The organism is Arenibacter sp. S6351L (assembly GCF_023016025.1).
Lineage (GTDB): Bacteria > Bacteroidota > Bacteroidia > Flavobacteriales > Flavobacteriaceae > Arenibacter > Arenibacter algicola_B.
The window spans coordinates 40,913-58,342 of record NZ_JALKBB010000021.1; the positions used below are offsets into that span (position 1 = coordinate 40,913).

The 17,430-nt window shown below is 38.5% G+C and carries 18 protein-coding genes; 8 read left to right on the plus strand and 10 right to left on the minus strand.

The window, feature by feature from the left end; genetic code table 11:
- Nucleotides 1–94 precede the first annotated feature (94 nt).
- Complete coding sequence (locus tag MWU82_RS16290; RefSeq protein WP_215946716.1) at nucleotides 95–1,387, minus strand: MFS transporter; 1,293 nt, start codon at nucleotides 1,385–1,387, stop codon at nucleotides 95–97.
- Between the two features lie 687 nt (nucleotides 1,388–2,074).
- Between MWU82_RS16290 and MWU82_RS16295 the strand changes: the two genes are divergently transcribed.
- Nucleotides 2,075–3,121 carry a LacI family DNA-binding transcriptional regulator gene (locus tag MWU82_RS16295; RefSeq protein ID WP_247097192.1) on the plus strand — a complete coding sequence of 349 codons (1,047 nt, stop codon included), beginning with the start codon at nucleotides 2,075–2,077 and terminating at the stop codon, nucleotides 3,119–3,121.
- A gap of 345 nt (nucleotides 3,122–3,466) precedes the next feature.
- Here MWU82_RS16295 and MWU82_RS16300 read toward each other — a convergent pair whose 3' ends face one another.
- From MWU82_RS16300 to MWU82_RS16315, 4 genes are all read right to left on the minus strand, one after another.
- Nucleotides 3,467–4,195, minus strand: coding sequence for a Pycsar system effector family protein (locus tag MWU82_RS16300; protein ID WP_247097193.1), 729 nt, complete (start codon nucleotides 4,193–4,195; stop codon nucleotides 3,467–3,469).
- Between the two features lie 24 nt (nucleotides 4,196–4,219).
- A complete protein-coding gene (locus MWU82_RS16305) occupies nucleotides 4,220–4,972 on the minus strand; it encodes a hypothetical protein (RefSeq protein ID WP_247097194.1) in 753 nt (250 codons plus the stop codon).
- Between the two features lie 11 nt (nucleotides 4,973–4,983).
- Nucleotides 4,984–6,597 carry a glutamate synthase-related protein gene (locus MWU82_RS16310; protein WP_247097195.1) on the minus strand — a complete coding sequence of 538 codons (1,614 nt, stop codon included), beginning with the start codon at nucleotides 6,595–6,597 and terminating at the stop codon, nucleotides 4,984–4,986.
- A gap of 108 nt (nucleotides 6,598–6,705) precedes the next feature.
- Nucleotides 6,706–7,452 carry an NAD(P)H-hydrate epimerase gene (locus MWU82_RS16315; protein ID WP_247097196.1) on the minus strand — a complete coding sequence of 249 codons (747 nt, stop codon included), beginning with the start codon at nucleotides 7,450–7,452 and terminating at the stop codon, nucleotides 6,706–6,708.
- A gap of 558 nt (nucleotides 7,453–8,010) precedes the next feature.
- On the opposite strand from MWU82_RS16315, the gene MWU82_RS16320 reads away from it, so the two are divergent.
- Nucleotides 8,011–8,817: a DUF547 domain-containing protein gene (locus tag MWU82_RS16320; protein WP_247097197.1), complete on the plus strand. Its 807-nt coding sequence runs from the start codon at nucleotides 8,011–8,013 to the stop codon at nucleotides 8,815–8,817.
- 33 nt (nucleotides 8,818–8,850) lie between these two features.
- Here MWU82_RS16320 and MWU82_RS16325 read toward each other — a convergent pair whose 3' ends face one another.
- The 5 genes from MWU82_RS16325 to MWU82_RS16345 form a co-directional block, all read right to left on the minus strand.
- The gene (locus MWU82_RS16325) at nucleotides 8,851–9,918 is read right to left on the minus strand and encodes a DUF3179 domain-containing protein (RefSeq protein ID WP_247097198.1); all 1,068 of its coding nucleotides are present in this window, start codon (nucleotides 9,916–9,918) and stop codon (nucleotides 8,851–8,853) included.
- Nucleotides 9,915–10,895: a transporter gene (locus tag MWU82_RS16330; RefSeq protein ID WP_247097199.1), complete on the minus strand. Its 981-nt coding sequence runs from the start codon at nucleotides 10,893–10,895 to the stop codon at nucleotides 9,915–9,917. Before MWU82_RS16330 ends, MWU82_RS16325 begins: the two co-directional genes overlap by 4 nt.
- Nucleotides 10,896–11,020: 125 nt before the next feature.
- Complete coding sequence (locus tag MWU82_RS16335) at nucleotides 11,021–12,118, minus strand: DUF2652 domain-containing protein (RefSeq protein ID WP_247097200.1); 1,098 nt, start codon at nucleotides 12,116–12,118, stop codon at nucleotides 11,021–11,023.
- Nucleotides 12,119–12,295: 177 nt separating this feature from the next.
- A complete protein-coding gene (locus MWU82_RS16340) occupies nucleotides 12,296–12,577 on the minus strand; it encodes a hypothetical protein (RefSeq protein ID WP_247097201.1) in 282 nt (93 codons plus the stop codon).
- A gap of 25 nt (nucleotides 12,578–12,602) precedes the next feature.
- Entirely contained in the window at nucleotides 12,603–13,184 is a 582-nt protein-coding gene (locus MWU82_RS16345; RefSeq protein ID WP_247097202.1) for a sigma-70 family RNA polymerase sigma factor, read from the minus strand.
- Between the two features lie 253 nt (nucleotides 13,185–13,437).
- Between MWU82_RS16345 and MWU82_RS16350 the strand changes: the two genes are divergently transcribed.
- The 6 genes from MWU82_RS16350 to MWU82_RS16375 are packed head-to-tail and all read left to right on the plus strand — an operon-like array spanning nucleotide 13,438 to nucleotide 17,429.
- Nucleotides 13,438–13,908 (plus strand): OB-fold putative lipoprotein, encoded by a 471-nt coding sequence (locus MWU82_RS16350; RefSeq protein ID WP_247097203.1) that lies wholly within the window; start codon nucleotides 13,438–13,440, stop codon nucleotides 13,906–13,908.
- 28 nt (nucleotides 13,909–13,936) lie between these two features.
- Nucleotides 13,937–14,500, plus strand: a complete 564-nt coding sequence (locus MWU82_RS16355; protein WP_215946707.1) for a YceI family protein — start codon at nucleotides 13,937–13,939, stop codon at nucleotides 14,498–14,500.
- Nucleotides 14,501–14,528: 28 nt separating this feature from the next.
- Entirely contained in the window at nucleotides 14,529–15,182 is a 654-nt protein-coding gene (locus MWU82_RS16360; protein ID WP_247097204.1) for a LysE family transporter, read from the plus strand.
- 5 nt (nucleotides 15,183–15,187) lie between these two features.
- On the plus strand, nucleotides 15,188–15,673 hold the full coding sequence (locus tag MWU82_RS16365; RefSeq protein WP_215946705.1) for a DinB family protein: 486 nt from the start codon (nucleotides 15,188–15,190) through the stop codon (nucleotides 15,671–15,673).
- Nucleotides 15,661–16,389 (plus strand): NRDE family protein, encoded by a 729-nt coding sequence (locus MWU82_RS16370; RefSeq protein ID WP_247097205.1) that lies wholly within the window; start codon nucleotides 15,661–15,663, stop codon nucleotides 16,387–16,389. Before MWU82_RS16365 ends, MWU82_RS16370 begins: the two co-directional genes overlap by 13 nt.
- Complete coding sequence (locus MWU82_RS16375; protein WP_247097206.1) at nucleotides 16,386–17,429, plus strand: D-alanine--D-alanine ligase; 1,044 nt, start codon at nucleotides 16,386–16,388, stop codon at nucleotides 17,427–17,429. The genes MWU82_RS16370 and MWU82_RS16375 overlap by 4 nt, the downstream gene beginning before the upstream one ends.
- The last annotated feature ends 1 nt before the right edge of the window (nucleotide 17,430 follow it).

A 17,430-nucleotide genomic window follows, 5' to 3' on the forward strand; every position in this document is an offset into this window, starting at 1 on the left:
TTCAATTTATTATTCTTGTAATACATTAGGCCTTAAACCCCAATGCTTGGTAAAATCAATCAATACTATTCAATACGTCTGTCCGTCCTCCTATTTAATCAACTTGTACCTTGGCATAATCCTTGGAAATAAAGAAACACGAAATGGCACCCAGGATAAAACAGACCCCTACAAAAGCCAATGCATTTCTTGGATCGCCCAAAAACAATGAATCATAAAAAAATGGTACGGTAGCCATACTTATAAATTGGGGAACCACTATAAACATGTTAAAAATGCCCATGTATACCCCCATACGCTCCTTGGGAACCGAATACGATAGAATAACATAAGGCACCGCCATAATGGATGCCCAAGCAACCCCCACCATAAACATACATATATAAAACATGGTGGTCGTGGTCGCAATTTGCATAGCAATAAAACCAATGGCCCCTATCATTAAGAAAACGGCATGCGTTAATCTATGTCCCAATTTTTTTCCTATCCATGGAATGGCAAAGGAAATTGTAAAGCAGGCCACACTAAATATGGCCAGACTTATACCCCCATAAAAGGCTCCCTTTTCAAAATCCGGATGTTCCGGTGATGCGGCACCAAATACGTGGCGTGAAATGGCCAGGGAAAGATATTGCCACATTAACGGCAGGCCGTACCAAACAAAGAACATGACCCACCACAGCTGTTTCATTATTTTGGGCATATCCTGAAATGCCTCCTTGATTTCAGTAAAAACTTTGGCAATACTTCCTTTTTCCCTCTTTAGTTTTTCAATATCCTCTGGAGGATATTCGTCCGTGGTAAAAATGGTCCACAACACCGTACCCAGCATGACCATTGCCCCTAATACGAAGGAATATTTTATAAAATTCGGAATCCCATTGGCATTCTCGAGCTCAACGATTTCGCCATATGCCCCAAGGGTTATGATTCCCAATAAACCTAGTATCCAAGGCATAATATTTGCTGAAAATTGTCCTAGGCCAACAAAAAAACTCTGTACCGAAAACCCTAAGGTTCGCTGTTCCTGTGGTAATTTGTCCGCAATAAAAGCTCTAAAGGGTTCCATGGCAATGTTCATAGAGGCATCCAGAATCCATAACAGTCCTGCCGCCATCCAAAGCGTGGAGGAATAGGGCATAAAAATCAGGGCAATACTCGCTATAACAGCACCCACTAAGAAATACGGGCGTCGACGTCCCAATTTTGTCCAAGTTTTATCGCTCATGGCCCCTATGATGGGCTGAACTAACAATCCTGTAAGTGGTCCTGCCAGCCACAACCACGGAATTTGCGCCTCATCTGCCCCTAAATATCTATAAATAGGACTCATGTTGGCCTGTTGCAGACCGAATCCGAACTGAATACCCAGAAATCCGAAATTCATATTCCAAATTTGCCAGAAACTTAACTTAGGTTTGTTTAACATAGGTATATTGATGGAGGTTAGAATATTATTTTCTTAATATGTCAAAAGTTTATTGGAACCTTCTTCAAGGTTATCCTTCCATTTCAATAGGCAGGTAAAGACCAAAAGATACATGCCCTATCTCCAAAATATCGTATCAAAAGAACCTACTAAAGCTATGCATTTCATTTGATAATCTTGTTTGTTTTTTTTAAAAGTCGTCCCTATAAAGATGGGTAGCAGTCCTCTAGTTTCATGGAGGTCATAACGAAATAAGGAATAAAAAGTAAAAGAGCTGACCTTAGTCACCTAAACATCAACTCTATTTACATTTCAATCGAAAAAACAATCAACCAACCTAAAAAATCTATATTTCGTCCCAGGCCTTCCTGTCCATCAAGATGATGGTATTCCAACCTAGTTATTTACATCTTTTCACCATCTGTCCCACCAACCAAAAATCGTTTCTCAATTGACTATTTAACAAAGGGATTTTGAACGATTTTGGAGCATCAATATTTAGTAAGTTTTGGAACAATCTTGGTGTAAGTTATATCTAAAATTGGCTTTAAATATTAAATTGATTAACGAAAACGATTTCGAAATGAACGAAAACGTTTTAGATTTTCTATTTTTTAGTATATTTAATATAAATCCACACCCAAGATGAAACCTGTTACCTTAAAAGAAATAGCAGATCAACTTAATATTTCTGTGACTACTGTTTCAAAAGCCCTAAAGGACTATCCGGACATTAGTAAAAAAACCAAGGCCTTGGTGAAAGAGTTGGCCCAGACCCTGAACTATAAGCCCAATGCCTTTGCCGTAAACCTAAGGACCAAGGAATCCAAGACCATTGGCCTGATAATTCCAGAAATTGTACACCATTTTTTTTCCAGCGTTATCAAGGGCATTGTTGCCCAGGCAGAAAAAAAAGGATATCTGGTCATAATTCTTCAGTCCAATGAATCCTATGAATTGGAAAAAAAACAGATTCAACTCTTATTGAGGCAACGCGTTGATGGTATTTTAATATCCTTGGCCAATGGCACTGCAGATTATAATCACCTTACCGATGTTCTGGCCCAGGATAAACCCTTGGTAATGTTCGATAAGATTGCCAAAATCGTTAAATGCTCCAAGGTCATCATCGATGATAGAAAAGCAGCTTATGCAGCAACACAACATTTAATAGATACAGGTTGCAAACGAATTGCACATTTTAGAGGCGCCCTTTTACCACAAAATTCCATTGATAGATTTCTTGGTTACAAAAAAGCCCTATTGGATAATAATATGCCGTACGACCCATCTCTAGTCTATATATGCGAATGTGGAGATAATAGCTTTGAAGAAGGAAAAATGAATGCGCGCCAATTGTTAAAAGATCATAATGATGTTGATGGCATTTTTATTAATACGGATTTAGTTGCTATTGGGGCCATTACGGAATTCAACGAACAAGGTGTAAAAATTCCAGAAGATATTTCCATAGTCGGCTTTAGTAATTGGTTCATGTCATCCGTCATTTCCCCTACCCTAACAACCATCGACCAGCCGGGATACCAAATGGGTAAAGCAGCTTTTAAGCAACTTTACAAGGAAATGCAACAAGTGAAAAATAAAGAACCAATAGTTTATGAGAGCATTGTATTAAAAACGGAGTTGGTTAAAAGACAATCGACAAAAGAGGTTCTGCTGGGCGAAGGTTGATATTGCTGCTGAATAATTTAGGATATGTAATTAGATTGATATTACTGTAAATAAGCCAAACTACACTTACAACAGAAACACTACCTTGAATTCTATTAATTGCCTTTATCCCCCCCTTCGCTTCAATTGTATTATTGTCGGGTTTCAGTTGGACTTATTAATTCGTAACAAAGAACTACCCATGATTAAAATATTTAAAGGACATAGGTTCGTTTTTCATTATAAGGTACAAAAGGGAATTCAGTTTAAAATTGACGGTGCATTACCAACAATAGCTCCATATCATCCAAACCACTTACTGACAAGTTAAAAGGCATTTTAAAAATTAGTCATCCTCGTAATAATTCACGATGGTTGAAACATACCGCCAAAAAACAAGTGGCAAATAATAAACCCGATAACCGAAAGGATTATACCTATTAAAAAAACATCAAAAGATTTTCGCAAAAGCCTGTGTTTTCTGTCAATGGATTTTCCAAGATAAAAAGTATCCAAGGCTATTGATTTATAGAGTTCGTCCCCTTTATAAATTAAATTGGTCAGTTGGTCGGAATACTCCTTTTCCTCCATACCGTGAAAATTACCGAAATACAATAAATTGGCAATTTTTGTATTGCCATGCGTGAGTTCTGGCCGTGTGGCCAAAACCGCAAAAGTTATAGAGATTAAATTAGTAAGAAGCATCATAACCGTAGGAAAAATTAAATGTGGATCCTTGTCCAATTGCTGCATTACGGTTCCTATAATTATGGAGAGAATCAAGGCATTTATGGTTATTAGAATATGTGATTTCCTGTCGATCATGGTATTCAAAGTATAATGATTTTTGGATACCAACCGGAAGAGTGTCTCGGCCCCACGCTCAGATCTTGGTTCTATTTTTGCCAGTTTCTTTTTAAGTTCCTTGAGCTTATTTTTATCAATACCAAGTTCTTCCATTAGCTGATTGTCGATTACTTTGTTTATTTTCTTGGTCTCTTTTTGTGATTCGTCCATAACGTTATCCTTTTTGTTCCAATCAATTTTTAACTGGTCCTGTTCTGGCAATGCTATGTAAATACACCCATTTACCATAAAAAATTTATTGCCTTTATCTTCTTACTGAACTATTTTTCTGATACTTTCATTAAAAAAAGTAATAGCCATTGCTTCGTCGACATTTTTCATGGGCAGCACTGCTCCTTTAAAATCCTCATTCATCCAGTCTCCGTAAGTAATCGCATCAAACTCACTGGTATCAATACTGTCATGCCCTCTATAACCGGAGGTGTACAGATAATAGTCATCTATGATAGTGTCAGGGATGGCCATTCCAAAACCAACTCCTATCGGATCACTAGTGCCAATAATTTCGTAGCCTCCTGTGTCAAAATGATGGGGCCATACGCGAATAGTTGTACTGAGCGCCATTTTATCTGCAACGCTTTCCAGGGCGAGTTGGGCAATTTTTCGGTAACCGAGCATCTTGTCCAAGTCATCTTGCGGAGGTTTTGTAAAGACAAAATTATCTGTCATTAAACCGTAGGGCAGTTCATAATGAAGTTTGTAACTATAGCTTTTAGACGCGCCCAATGTCTTTGTGACCTCACCCATCCACTCTACAATTTCACGATGCGATTTTCCATCGAGATGAAGGGTCATTCGCGTGGTATCATTGATTATCCAATGCAATGAAAATTGTATATAATCCAGTGCAATTTTGAATCCGTCATCATTTAAGGGCCAGGTTTCCAAATACCCGGTATTGGCATCGAACCCTAAGTTGGTATGGCTATCATCTTTCTTTTTTTCCAAAAAACTAATTCCGGCCGTGGCCAAGTACTGTGCAGCCAAGTGCATCATGTTTTCCATTATAATTTCTTTTAAGGGGTTATACCCGCATAGTTAATTCCGGTTAAGCGATGCATATCATAATCGAATGTCGATAGGTCATCAAAATTGAACTTTGTAATATCGTCATGACCACATGCCCGAGCGATTACCTTAATGAGATCATTTGTCGCATCAAAGAAATTATGCAATTGCTTCGCAGAAGAATCTATTATTAACCTACTGCGAAGTGACTCTTTTTGAGTAGCGATGCCGACCGGACAATTGTTACTGCCACAAGCGCGCATCCCCAGACAGCCAATGGCCTGAAGGGCAGCGTTAGAGACGGCTATAGCGTCGGCACCTAACATTAGGGCCTTGGCAAAATCCTCGGCGACCCTAAGTCCACCGGTAATAATCAAAGTCACATGGTCGGCACCGACCTTATCCAAATATTTTCTGGCTCGCGCTAATGCCGGAATCGTAGGCACATTGATATTATCACGTAAAATTGTCGGGGCAGAACCCGTTCCGCCACCACGACCATCAAGAATTATATAATCAACGCCAACATCAAGGGCGAACTGGATATCCTTTTCGATATGGCTGGCCGCTATTTTGAATCCTATGGGAATGCCTCCCGTTCGCTCCCGCACCTTTTTAGCAAAAGCTTTAAAATCTTCCACGCCATGGAAATTGGGAAAGGCAGCTGGAGAAATTGCCGTTTCCCCTGCTTTCAACCCTCTAACTTCAGCGATTTCCGCACTTACTTTAGTGCCTGGCAAATGGCCTCCTGTGCCCGTTTTGGCACCTTGACCGCCTTTAAAATGGAAAGCTTGTACATTATCCAATTTATCCCAAGAAAATCCAAACTGTGCCGATGCCAACTCGTAAAAATAGTTGTTGTTATTGGCTTGTTCCTCGGGCAGCATACCGCCTTCCCCAGAACAAATACCGGTGCCTGCCAGTTCAGCCCCCTTCGATAGTGCTATTTTTGCTTCACGGGAAAGTGCCCCAAAGCTCATATCGCTTACGAATAGTGGAATAGCGAGACTCAAGGGTTTCTTGGCGTTGGGCCCGATGACCGTTCGGGTGACGACCTTCTCTTCGTCCAACAGGGGTCTGCTTGCCAATTGGGCCGGCAAGAATTGGATATCGTTCCATTTAGGAAGGGTATTTCTATCTACTCCCATTGATGCGGAAGGCCCATGGTGACCCAAATTTTTTAGGCCGTTTTTGGCAAGCTCCTTTATATAACCTGTGTAAGGTTCTGTATCTTCGGGATGCGTATCGGCATAAGCCCCCAAATATTCGTCCCGCTTGAAGGGCTGCGCATTTTTGCTCAAATAAGCATTAATTTCCGCTTCATCTACATACAGCTTTCCACCATCGGTTTTGGTGGTGAATTTATGTAAAACCTCTTTGTTATTGTACTCGGAAACCCCGGTATCATAACGATAATCCCATCCATGAACACCACAAATGAGGTTATCACCGTCTATATGGCCGTCGGCCATCAATGCTCCTCGGTGGAGGCATCTGCCATACAGTACTGAAAGAGTATCATCAAATTTGACAATGACAAGATCAAGATCGTTGACCAATGCGTGGACCGGTTTTTTATTTTCTAAATCGTCTAGGAGAGCAATTTCTATTGGTTTTTTCATATGTGATTATTTGTTTACCTATTCCCTTATAGTAGTTGAAATTTTCAATTAAGTTTAAATGGTAATACCGACTCCTAAAACTGTTGCTTGTTACAAAAATTAGCTAAATCAATTAATCCGTATAATGTCCGAATATCTAAAGATATTTGTTGGTTCCAAACCAAGACTTTCTTCTTGGTAAAGTTCAGGTGGGACACTAATATCTCCAACATATAACTCACCTACCACACTTTTTGCATCACTTGCAAACAATCCCATTTTCGGCATAGCCAGAGTCAAAGTTGCCAAGGCCCGAATGGCAGGTTCGTAAAGTGTGCCACTGTTTAGATCCAGTCCTGATGGTGTATCCAAGGCCACAATAGGAGTATTTTGGTTATTGGCCCAATGTATCATAGTAGCAGCCGAACTAAGAGGATTTCCCTTTAAACTATATCCAATTATCCCGTCAAGAATGGCATCGGGCTTGATAAGCTTGTTCATCACAGTTTCCGATTCTATGGATACACCCATCCGTTTTAAAATAGTGTATTGATGGGCGGGAATTGGAGTAAATCTTTCGTAGGGGGCAGTGGTAAATACCCTGACCTTTGCTCCCCAATTGTGTAAGCGTCTTGCCGCTACCAAGGCTCCTCCCCCATTTCCACCGGTTCCGGCCAGAACCACAATACTCTTTCCCGATACGTCCCCGTCCAAAAATCGTTCCTTGACAAGAATGGCAAGACAACGGCCAGCATTTTCCATCATCTGGATCAATTCAATATGATATTCTTCGGTCATCAATCGGTCTACCTCAATCATTTGAGGTGTGTTGATCTTTAAGAAATTGGTGTAGCTGCCCTTTATATAAGTATTCATATAACTTGGTTTTGATCCATATTTATGCTTTTCTTAAAGATACTTAAATTGAAATACATCTCAGGTTCCTTAAAAATCACAACCGCACCTAAACTGCAAATATTGAAGCCTTAAGAATTACAACGATCGGAAAAGCGTGTTTTTAGAAATAGACGGGCCTAAGAATCTTCCTGACAATATTCTTGGATAATATTTTAAATATTTTGGCCCAGGAGGTTATTGACCATATTTCTGGAGAGAATAAAATTCACTAAAACTACCAATCACCTTGTTGTGCCTAAAAGAGGAATATCGAAATAATTTGTGAAGTTTATATCGATATCCCAAACTTCTAGGTCTTTCTAACCAACAAAAAAAACGATTGGAATACAGTTTAAGACATTCGTAATACTCTTCTTGGCTTTGCTTACTAAACAGACGTGGCCCAACAACTTCCTGACAAATTCATAAATAAAAAACAAACCTTTAAATATTATGGCAATTGTCAGGATTACTTATTTCTTCGTCTAGTAGTGGGAATACAAACGCATGTGCGACCTTATTCTGAAAAAATAAAACATGAAAAAAATATTGTTAGTTAGCAGTGCCATACTTTTTTTTGTAGCAATAATCTACTTAAACAATCGCTTCGGGCTGCTATCCATGGCAGGACTCAATGGAAAGGGACTGCCCGCTAAAGTCGTAAAGGGCAACCTGGCAAATGCTTCCGGAATTTCTTTTATCAAAATTGATCATTCCAAATGGCATTCATTACTCAATAAATATGTGGATGAGGATGGTAAAGTGGACTACGACGGCTTCATAAATGAAAAAGACGAATTGAATAATTACTTGGAATATCTTTCAAAACAGCTCCCTAACAATGAATGGTCTGTACAAGAACAATTGGCGTACTACATTAATCTATATAATGCACATACAGTAAATCTAATTATCCAGAATTATCCAGTAAAGAGTATAAAAGAAATTGATGGAGCCTGGACAACTGAGTTTATAAAAATAGGCAACAAAGAACTCTCCCTAGGCGCATTGGAGCACAGTATCCTCCGAAAAATGAACGAACCCAGGATTCATTTTGCCATTAACTGTGCCTCGGGCTCCTGTCCAAAATTGCTTAACAAGGCTTATTTGCCAGAAAAACTGGACGACCAGTTGGAAGAAGCCGCCCATGGTTTTATCAATTCGGACAATAACAACATTGGCAAAAAAGAGTTGCACTTATCCCGTATCTTCAAATGGTACAAAAATGATTTTTTAGATGGGGACCTTCTTCAATACATAAAGCCATATACCACAGTGATAATCGCACCGGATGCAGGAATTAAATATAAGGAATACGATTGGAGCCTAAACAAAAAATCCTAAGTATATCAGTCCATATTCCCATCCAACTCCACTTTAATTTCCGTAAATTTCCGTGTTATAGAAGGCCGGTATAGAAAACCAAAAACCCATAAATGAACTGGAGCTTTCTAAAAACCCACCCGCTTTGGGACCAGAAATCGCTTCCCCAAAAATGTTCCATTCGTTACCTTCACTATCTTTTATCAAGGATTCCGAACCATTATATACATACTCGAAATTCAATGAAGACTCTTCTGCATTCAATTGAAAGGAGACTATAAAATTTACATTGCCCACTATTATATATTCTTTGCCCTTAAAACTATCCCTTATTATGTTATTGGCTGTAAAAGAAGCAAAGCGGTAGGTTTTGGCATCCTCATCATCAATAATGGCATGAACTCTTTCCTTGGCGGGTAATCGCGGATCCTTGGCGACTGGAAACAAAAATCTGGAATTATTGGTGTTATAATCACCATAGGGTGATACGCCATAGGTGCGAGAAAATCCCGTATCCGAGCTTAATATCTGGGAGTTGGGAAAAAGACTTTTCCACGTTTTCCAATCTGTTTCGAAAAGACTTATCAAATCTATTTTCTCCCCGATTAAACTGCCATTTACAGACTCGTTCAAAATTTGTGACCAGTTACTGCCCGTAGCCCTATCATAAGGAATTAAATTTGTATTGTACAAAAGACCCGAGACCCCAAAAGTGGTTACCGTTCCCTTTACTCTTCTATTCCAACCTATACCTGTTCCTGTTAAGGGACAATAGGTAACGGCTACCAGAACGTTGCTTATATTATCATTGACAATCTCGTGCCAATCCAAGATGGCATGGGGGTAGGCCTTAATTTCCTCTCCATTTTTAATGCCGATGACCAAATCTGTATCATTAAGATAATCGATGTTTTGAACATTGGTAAATTTTGGATGGTCTAAAGCCGGAATACCATCTTTTCCAGGGCCTCCATCAAAAACTTCAGTTTTAGGAATGCTCCACTCCAAATTTACTACGGGTGGGTTAACACCTTCTTGACCGGGGCCCAATACTTCATCTGAACTGGAAGAGCTGCAGGAATACAATAGCGCGATACATGCGCAAACCAATAATTTTTTCATAGCTTATATTTAGGATTAATCGTATTTTTTCTAAGGTTCAGGTTAAAATAAACACCTATTGAGAAACGGGAAGTAGGAGTTAACTGTGTCCCTTCAACATAGCTGTACAAGGGCAGCTCCAGCCGGGAATTAATACCCAGATTGGGACTTAGCTGAACCGCCAATTCGGGACGAAAAAATACCCACTCCCCCCCAGTGTTGGGAATATCTTGATCATCTGTCTTATCCGCATAGGCCTTTCTGTATTTAAAGATCAAACCCGGATTAAAAATGGTATTGAATAATAAAAATTGGTCGGTATATCCAAAATTGGTCTGAAGCTCATCACCAAATTCATATGTGGATGAATTGTTTAGATACGAACTGTTCACTCCTGTAAATCTATAGGTAAAACTCCCCGACAAAGAGGCGGACGGTCTAAAGTTCAGTCTTTTGGATACAGAGGACCACCCTACTCCGTCCCAGGCACCACTACCGGGCTGAAGGTCTGCAGTAAGTTGAATACCCTGATCGGAAACAAGGTCTGACCTGCCCAAGGGTGCCTTGGTTCCCGCTCCAATATTCACAAGCGTTCCATTACCAAAAAGATCGGGCATGGAATACTTAAGAAGCAGGACCGCATCCCCAATTCCAGAAGTCTCGGTAAAATTCTCGTTCCCAAACTGTGATATGGTCCTGGATTGGTTTACCCAGGTAAAAAGTGTTTCTACAGCCAATTTATCGGTAAAAGCGTAGCCTAAATTAAAAAGTATGGAGTTGGTAATTCTTTGTCTGGAACTATCATCCAGTTTTGTGCTACCAGCGTTCAGAGTGTTTAAATTATTATAATCATAATTAAAACCTATGGAAAATACTCCCTTACCTTCATTTGGCAGGCCGAGATTATTGGACAGCGGAACCCCGCCCGAACAACATGTTTGGGAAGCCAACTGTTGGCAAAAAAGACAGGTAAACAGTAGTACAAGTACGGTGCGCACGGTTTAGGATTTACTGTAACAGACGGACGAATCTTAAACCCTGACAAACAATCACTTATAAATTATGTTAAATTTACATTGGAATGTCTAACTCAGTTAAAAATTGAAACCTTCATATTAGCATATCAAGAATTCACATGAGATATACCCTTGATATATCTATGTAATTTTAAGAGCGATACCATTACCACAAATTTCATCATCCATCTAAGGGGAAAGTCCAGACCATAGCGGGATAGCCAATTCTTTCTATAATGAATATGGATTGTAATGGTAGAGGTAGTGGCCGACTTTCTTTTCATAACAAAAAGTACATTTAAGGGAGCCAACCATGTAACAGTATTACTTTGTTCGGTATATTCTATTAGTCCCTCCCTAATATGTTGGGCCGTAATTACAAATTCCATACTATTGATTGGCAAAACACATAAGTGTTTGGAACCAACGGTACTAAGATGATCGCTTTTGTTGCGTATAAGCTGTAATCCAAAGATCCATCTTGGCCTAAGAGAAAAGTTGGTTACTATCCCATGAAGTTTTATCAACGAAGCATTAACTATTTTCGAACCTGAAACCGGCTTTCCGTATCGGAGAAAGTCGGTCCTGATAGGCAATTCCTTCAGTTTGGATTTCAATGGGGAGAGCGGGATGTAATTGTAGGTGACTTCTCCAATATTGGGGTAGGTGTAAATCCCCTTTTTCACCGTGGACCAATCCAATTTTCCCAATCCTTTGGGAATATCTATAGTTGATGAAAAAAGTAAATAATCGTTAAAGGGAATATCGTTTTTGAGCAATTTATGCACTAGGGTAACATCCGGACCAAATAATTTATTATAAGTTCCAATCTTTCTAGAGGTACTTTCCCCAAAATGGCTTACGAATTTCAAGCTAAGCCCATTGGCTGTTGAGCATGCACCACACTGGCAGATTCTATCCCGGTCGTAAAATTTTAAATGCTGATGAAATTTAGTGAACATTTCTTCGGCCTGCCCAATAAGTTCTTCAAGTGTAGGCCCTTTACCTGCGCGATAAAAAAAAACGGCATCGCCTTCAATTTCCGATATCTTTAAGTCCAACACATTTGCTGAAATAATTATTTCAAGCAGTTCCTTGATAATATGTGTACTGTGATCAATTTCTACCTGATTAATAAAGCTGGTAAAGCCCGATATGTCCGGTATAAAAAATAAGGTTGGTTTTATATCATGAACATTGGACATATTTCACAGATTATTATTGGTTTAATTATAAATACCAAGTAATACACGGGTGACTTTTAGTCCAGCTTACATTGTACAAAATTTAAGTATAAAGCTTATAACCAATGTTGATAAAAAAATTCAATTCTATAAAATATTGACAATTATCAATTGTTGGCAAGAGAAATTTGATTTAGCCTATTCCCCATGCTGCTTGATCTTATCCCAAATTTTTTGTTTAGCTGAATCGTCAAGGCCTTTTAAATTTTCTGGTGGAGTGGATATCAATCTTACAAGAGCCTTATTTATGATACTGGATTGCTTTTCATAAGAGCTGCATGCCTTGCAAACAGCCAAATGGGTTTTATATCGAATTCCATCCCAAAAGGGCAATTTCATACTCTCTTTTGTTTCTACCAACTCTGTAATCCTCTTACAGGAAAAAGTTACGCTACCCAAAATTCTTCTGATTATATACATTGCAATTCTATTTAATCCAAAAGTTTTAACGAATCCAATTGGAGTCTATACATTTTTTAAGCATTAATTTCGCGCGGTGCACGATCTGCCAATAATTGGACTGTGTTACCTTCATTTCCTGACATATTTGATCCGCACTTTTATCCGAAAGATACTTGGAAACTATGGCCAACTGCCACTTATCGGGTAAATTGCCTACACAATTTTCCATTATTCCTTTAAATTCCTCGTCGTCCAGAAGATGAACTTCTTCTTCCCATGCCACCTCACTAGCTGAAGGTAACCAATTGTCATGGGAATCAAAAAAAGAGTTGGTTTGGTTTATGAACTTCAATTCTGCACCCTTATTTGTTATGGTAGCTGATTTGGCCTTTTTTCGATAATGGTCTATTAATTTATTATTCAGTATTGCAAAAAGCCATGTCTTGGGCTGACTATTATGCTTGAAGTTTTCCAAACCTTTAACCGCCGACAAAAACGTTTCCTGCACCAAGTCTTCTGCTACTTCTTTTGAAGATGTTTTATGATAAGCCCAGCCGAACAAGGCATCGGAATAGAGATTGAACCAGTTCTCCATTGTTTTATTTGTTTCGCTAACATCTGACATCTTAAAAATATTAATTGATGAAACTATCCATAGCAGTATAAAGTAAAATATTGGTTAACTATTCGGCCAATACCTCAAACAATTGGACTCCAAATAATACTTTCCCTTACAGAGTCTGTAAAATTCCTTATTAACCAAGGTACTTGAGGACAATATCTTAGGTATTGAATCAGTGATTAAATTAAAATTATTTGGAATGCTTGTCAGGATTAATTTAATGACCGTCTGTTCATTCACAATAATTAAATACAACATGAAGAAAACAATAAAAATTATATCCTTGACATTAGGGGTTGGACTAGTTATAGCCATTGCGGTTGCATATTATATGTTCAATATGCCCAAACGCGATGTACAATCAGCTAAAACAGATTTCAGTGTTTCGTCTACCGATATTGTAAATGAATACCTGGCCGATGCCGCTTTGGCCAATGCGAAATACTTGCAGGAAGAAGGGGACTCCAAAATATTGGCCATTACCGGAAAAGTAGTATCCATTAGTGAAGACCTGAACAATCAAAAAGTAATTCTGCTAAAAAACAGTGGGGACAAGGCAGGAGTGAGTTGCACCTTCACAGCAGAAACGAACCAGAACACAGAACACCTACAAATTGGCCAAACTGTAACGGTTAAAGGCGTAATAAGGTCAGGAGCCGGGTTTGATGAAGACCTGGACCTATATGAAGATGTTATTTTGGAAAAATGTGATTTAGTATCAAAATAGATTAATAACAATTTAAAAACAGTAAAAAATGAAAAAAGTATCAGTAATAGCAGTAGTATTTGCAATTGTATCATTGTATGCATTTAAGCCGTTGGCAGACAAATTAGTGAGTAAGGATGGCCATATCAGTTTCTTTTCACATACCGCTTTAGAGGACATAACGGCCAATAACTACAAGGTAGTAAGTACTCTTGACAAAACAACTGGAGACGTCGTCTTTTCGGTGCCAATGCAGAGCTTCGAATTTGAAAAAGCGCTTATGCAAAAACATTTTAACAGCAATAAATTCCTGGATACGAAAAAACATCCAAAAGCTAAGTTTACGGGAAAAATAGGGAATCTGGGGGATATTGATTTTTCAAAAGATGGCACCTACACAGCAACTGTAACCGGTAACCTTGACATCAAAGGAGAAACAAAGGTCTTAAATGAAAAAGCAACCATTTCCGTAGAAGGCGAAAAGGTAACCCTCGACTCCAAAATGACTATAGTTTTGGCGGATTACGGTATAACTTTTTCCGGAGGTAAACCATCTACCAACATAGCAAAAGAGGTGGAAGTTACCGTCAAGTCCATATACGCCAAACAGTAGCCTTAAAATAATTTTCAATAACAACACCATGGAACAATATTTAAGAATAGCATTGATTGGACTGTTGATCAGTTTTTTAGGTTCGCTCCCTTTGGGAACCTTAAATATTACTGCTTTTCAAATTGCCGCTTTTCAAAATGTTTGGAATGCCATTACCTTCTCCCTTGGTGTTGTTCTTGTAGAATTGGTTGTGGTTAGGCTTACCCTAATGGGAGCAAAAACCCTGGATCTGGGAAATAGAATTTTTTTATATCTGATGCCACTGGCCGTACTTCTTTTAATGTATATGTCCTATTCAAGTTTTAGTACTATTGGGCATCCCTTGGATTTAAAGGCCAATATCAATGTAATCCCTATGGTAAAATCCTCTTTTATTTTGGGATTGTTGTTGAGTGCCCTTAATCCTATGCACATTCCGTTTTGGATGGGTTGGAATAGCATATTGGTATCCAAAAATAAATTAAACAACAACAGGGGCATGTATTCCTTTTACATTCTCGGAATAGGTTTAGGCTCTACATTGGGATTGCTCATTTTTATTCTTACCGGTAAATATGTTTTTCAAAACTACCAGCATTTCCAATATATAATATCGTATGGCACTGGTGCTCTATACCTAGTCTTTTCAACATATCTACTGTTTTTGTACTATAAAAAACACCTAAAACCAATTATAACTTAATAATTATGTTCAATTCCTCATTTCAAACCCTAGAGTCGTTCAAGGAAGTGCTTACGCAACTTCCGGAGGCTATTTACACCAAACCGTGTCCAATCTTATCCAATGCCACCATTGGACAGCACACAAGACATATTATTGAACTATATCAGTGCCTTGTACAGGGATATGGGACCGGATCGGTTTCCTATGATAGGCGCCAAAGGGACAAAAGGATAGAGACCGATGTGCATTTTGCCACTTTTCAACTAGTGCAAATTCAGATCAGCCTTGAGAAACCAAATAAAAAATTGAATATATCCTTTGATTTGAATGGACACGAACAAGAATTGGAATCCAACTATTTTCGGGAAGTAATGTATAATCTGGAACATACCATACATCATGAGGCCCTAATAAAGGTGGGCATCAATCTCTTAACGGACATTAAGCTCCCTGATTCTTTTGGGGTAGCCCCTTCTACATTAAAATACAGAAAACAATGTGCACAGTAAGTTTTATTTCGACAAACAATAAATTTATAATCACCTCCAATCGGGATGAACATACCTCACGTCCCACGGCTATTGAGCCCAAGGAAGAAATAATTAATGGCAGTAAGATAATATACCCCAAGGACCCCAAGGCAGGGGGAACCTGGTTTGCCATTAAAGAAAATGGCATGATCGCTGTTTTGCTCAATGGCGCTTTTCAAAAGCACATCCCTAAAGACAATTATTCAAGGAGCAGGGGTTTATTGTTATTGGACATCATCAGCAATGCAAATCCTTTCTTATGCATATCTGAAATAGCCTTGAAAAACATAGAACCCTTTACCCTTATTCTATTCGACGCTGAAATATTGATTGAATTTCGTTGGGATGGTACCCATAAGCACTATAAGGAAATGGATATGGAAGAAAATCACATTTGGTCCTCATCCACACTGTACGACCCTCCTGTAATTCGTGGCCGTGAAGCCCTTTTTACAAAATTTATAAACGGTACGGAAAAACTGGATGAAGACAAGATTATCGATTTTCATATGGAGAGTAATGACGATTACGAAAATGGCTTCGTCATCAATAGAAATAATGCCCTAAGAACATTTAGCGTTACTCAGGCGGTTTTTGAAGAAAATGGAATTTCCTTAAATCATTTGGACCTACTGAACAAAGGGAAACATTCAATTTTAATGCGCCTCGGTTTAATGACAAAACAGTTGATATGAGTTATCTACAATTAAAAATATTTCGTTTAAAACATTGGGAATATTGGCCCATGTGGGCAATATACTACCCTATTTTCCCAATATGGGCCTTTTTCGCGATCAAGGCGAGATCCTTTTTTTTCTTTAATGCCGTAAATCCAAACATTAAAAATGGAGGAATGGCCATGGAATCAAAAAAAGAAATCTACGATATTATCCCTTCCCAATACATTCCAAAAACATTATTGGTCAAAAAAAATTCGCTCTTAAAAAATATACTGCAAGAAGCATTGGCGGCCGGAATCAATTTTCCAATGATTGCCAAACCCGATATAGGTTTGAAAGCATTAGGTGTTGAAAAATTGGAAAATAGTAACGATCTTCTGTCTTATATGATTAAATCTTCAAAAGATTTCCTGATTCAGGAACTCATTGAATATCCTAACGAAATAGGATTGTTCTATGTTCGGTTTCCTGATGAAAATAAGGGTACTATAACTGGCATTGTTTCCAAGGAATTTTTAGCCGTTAAAGGTAATGGGCAGGACTCAATACTACAATTGATCCAACAGAATCCAAGAAGTTATTTTCAGTTGGCATCCTTAAAACAAAAGTATGGACAGGCCTTGGGTCAAATATTGAAAGCCGGTGAAAATTTTATTTTAGTGCCTTATGGGAGTCATACTCGTGGAGCAAAATTTCTGGACGTATCCCATCAGATAAACAATGAATTACTAGAAACCATCAACAATATTTGTGTACAGATTCCAGGATTTTACTTCGGGAGATTGGATATTCGTTACGATTCTTTTGAAGAACTATCCGCCGGAAAGAATTTTAGCATAATTGAAATAAACGGAGCTGGTAGCGAACCTACCCATATCTATGACCCCAAACATTCCCTGTTCTTTGCATGGAAGGAAATCTCAAGACATTGGAAACTGCTGTATCAGATTAGCCGGATAAACCATAGTAAAGGTCACAAATACCTTAGCTTCAAAGACGGACGGAAAATGTTGCGGGCAAATAGCAAACTGGAGGCACAGTTGAAATTGATTTAAA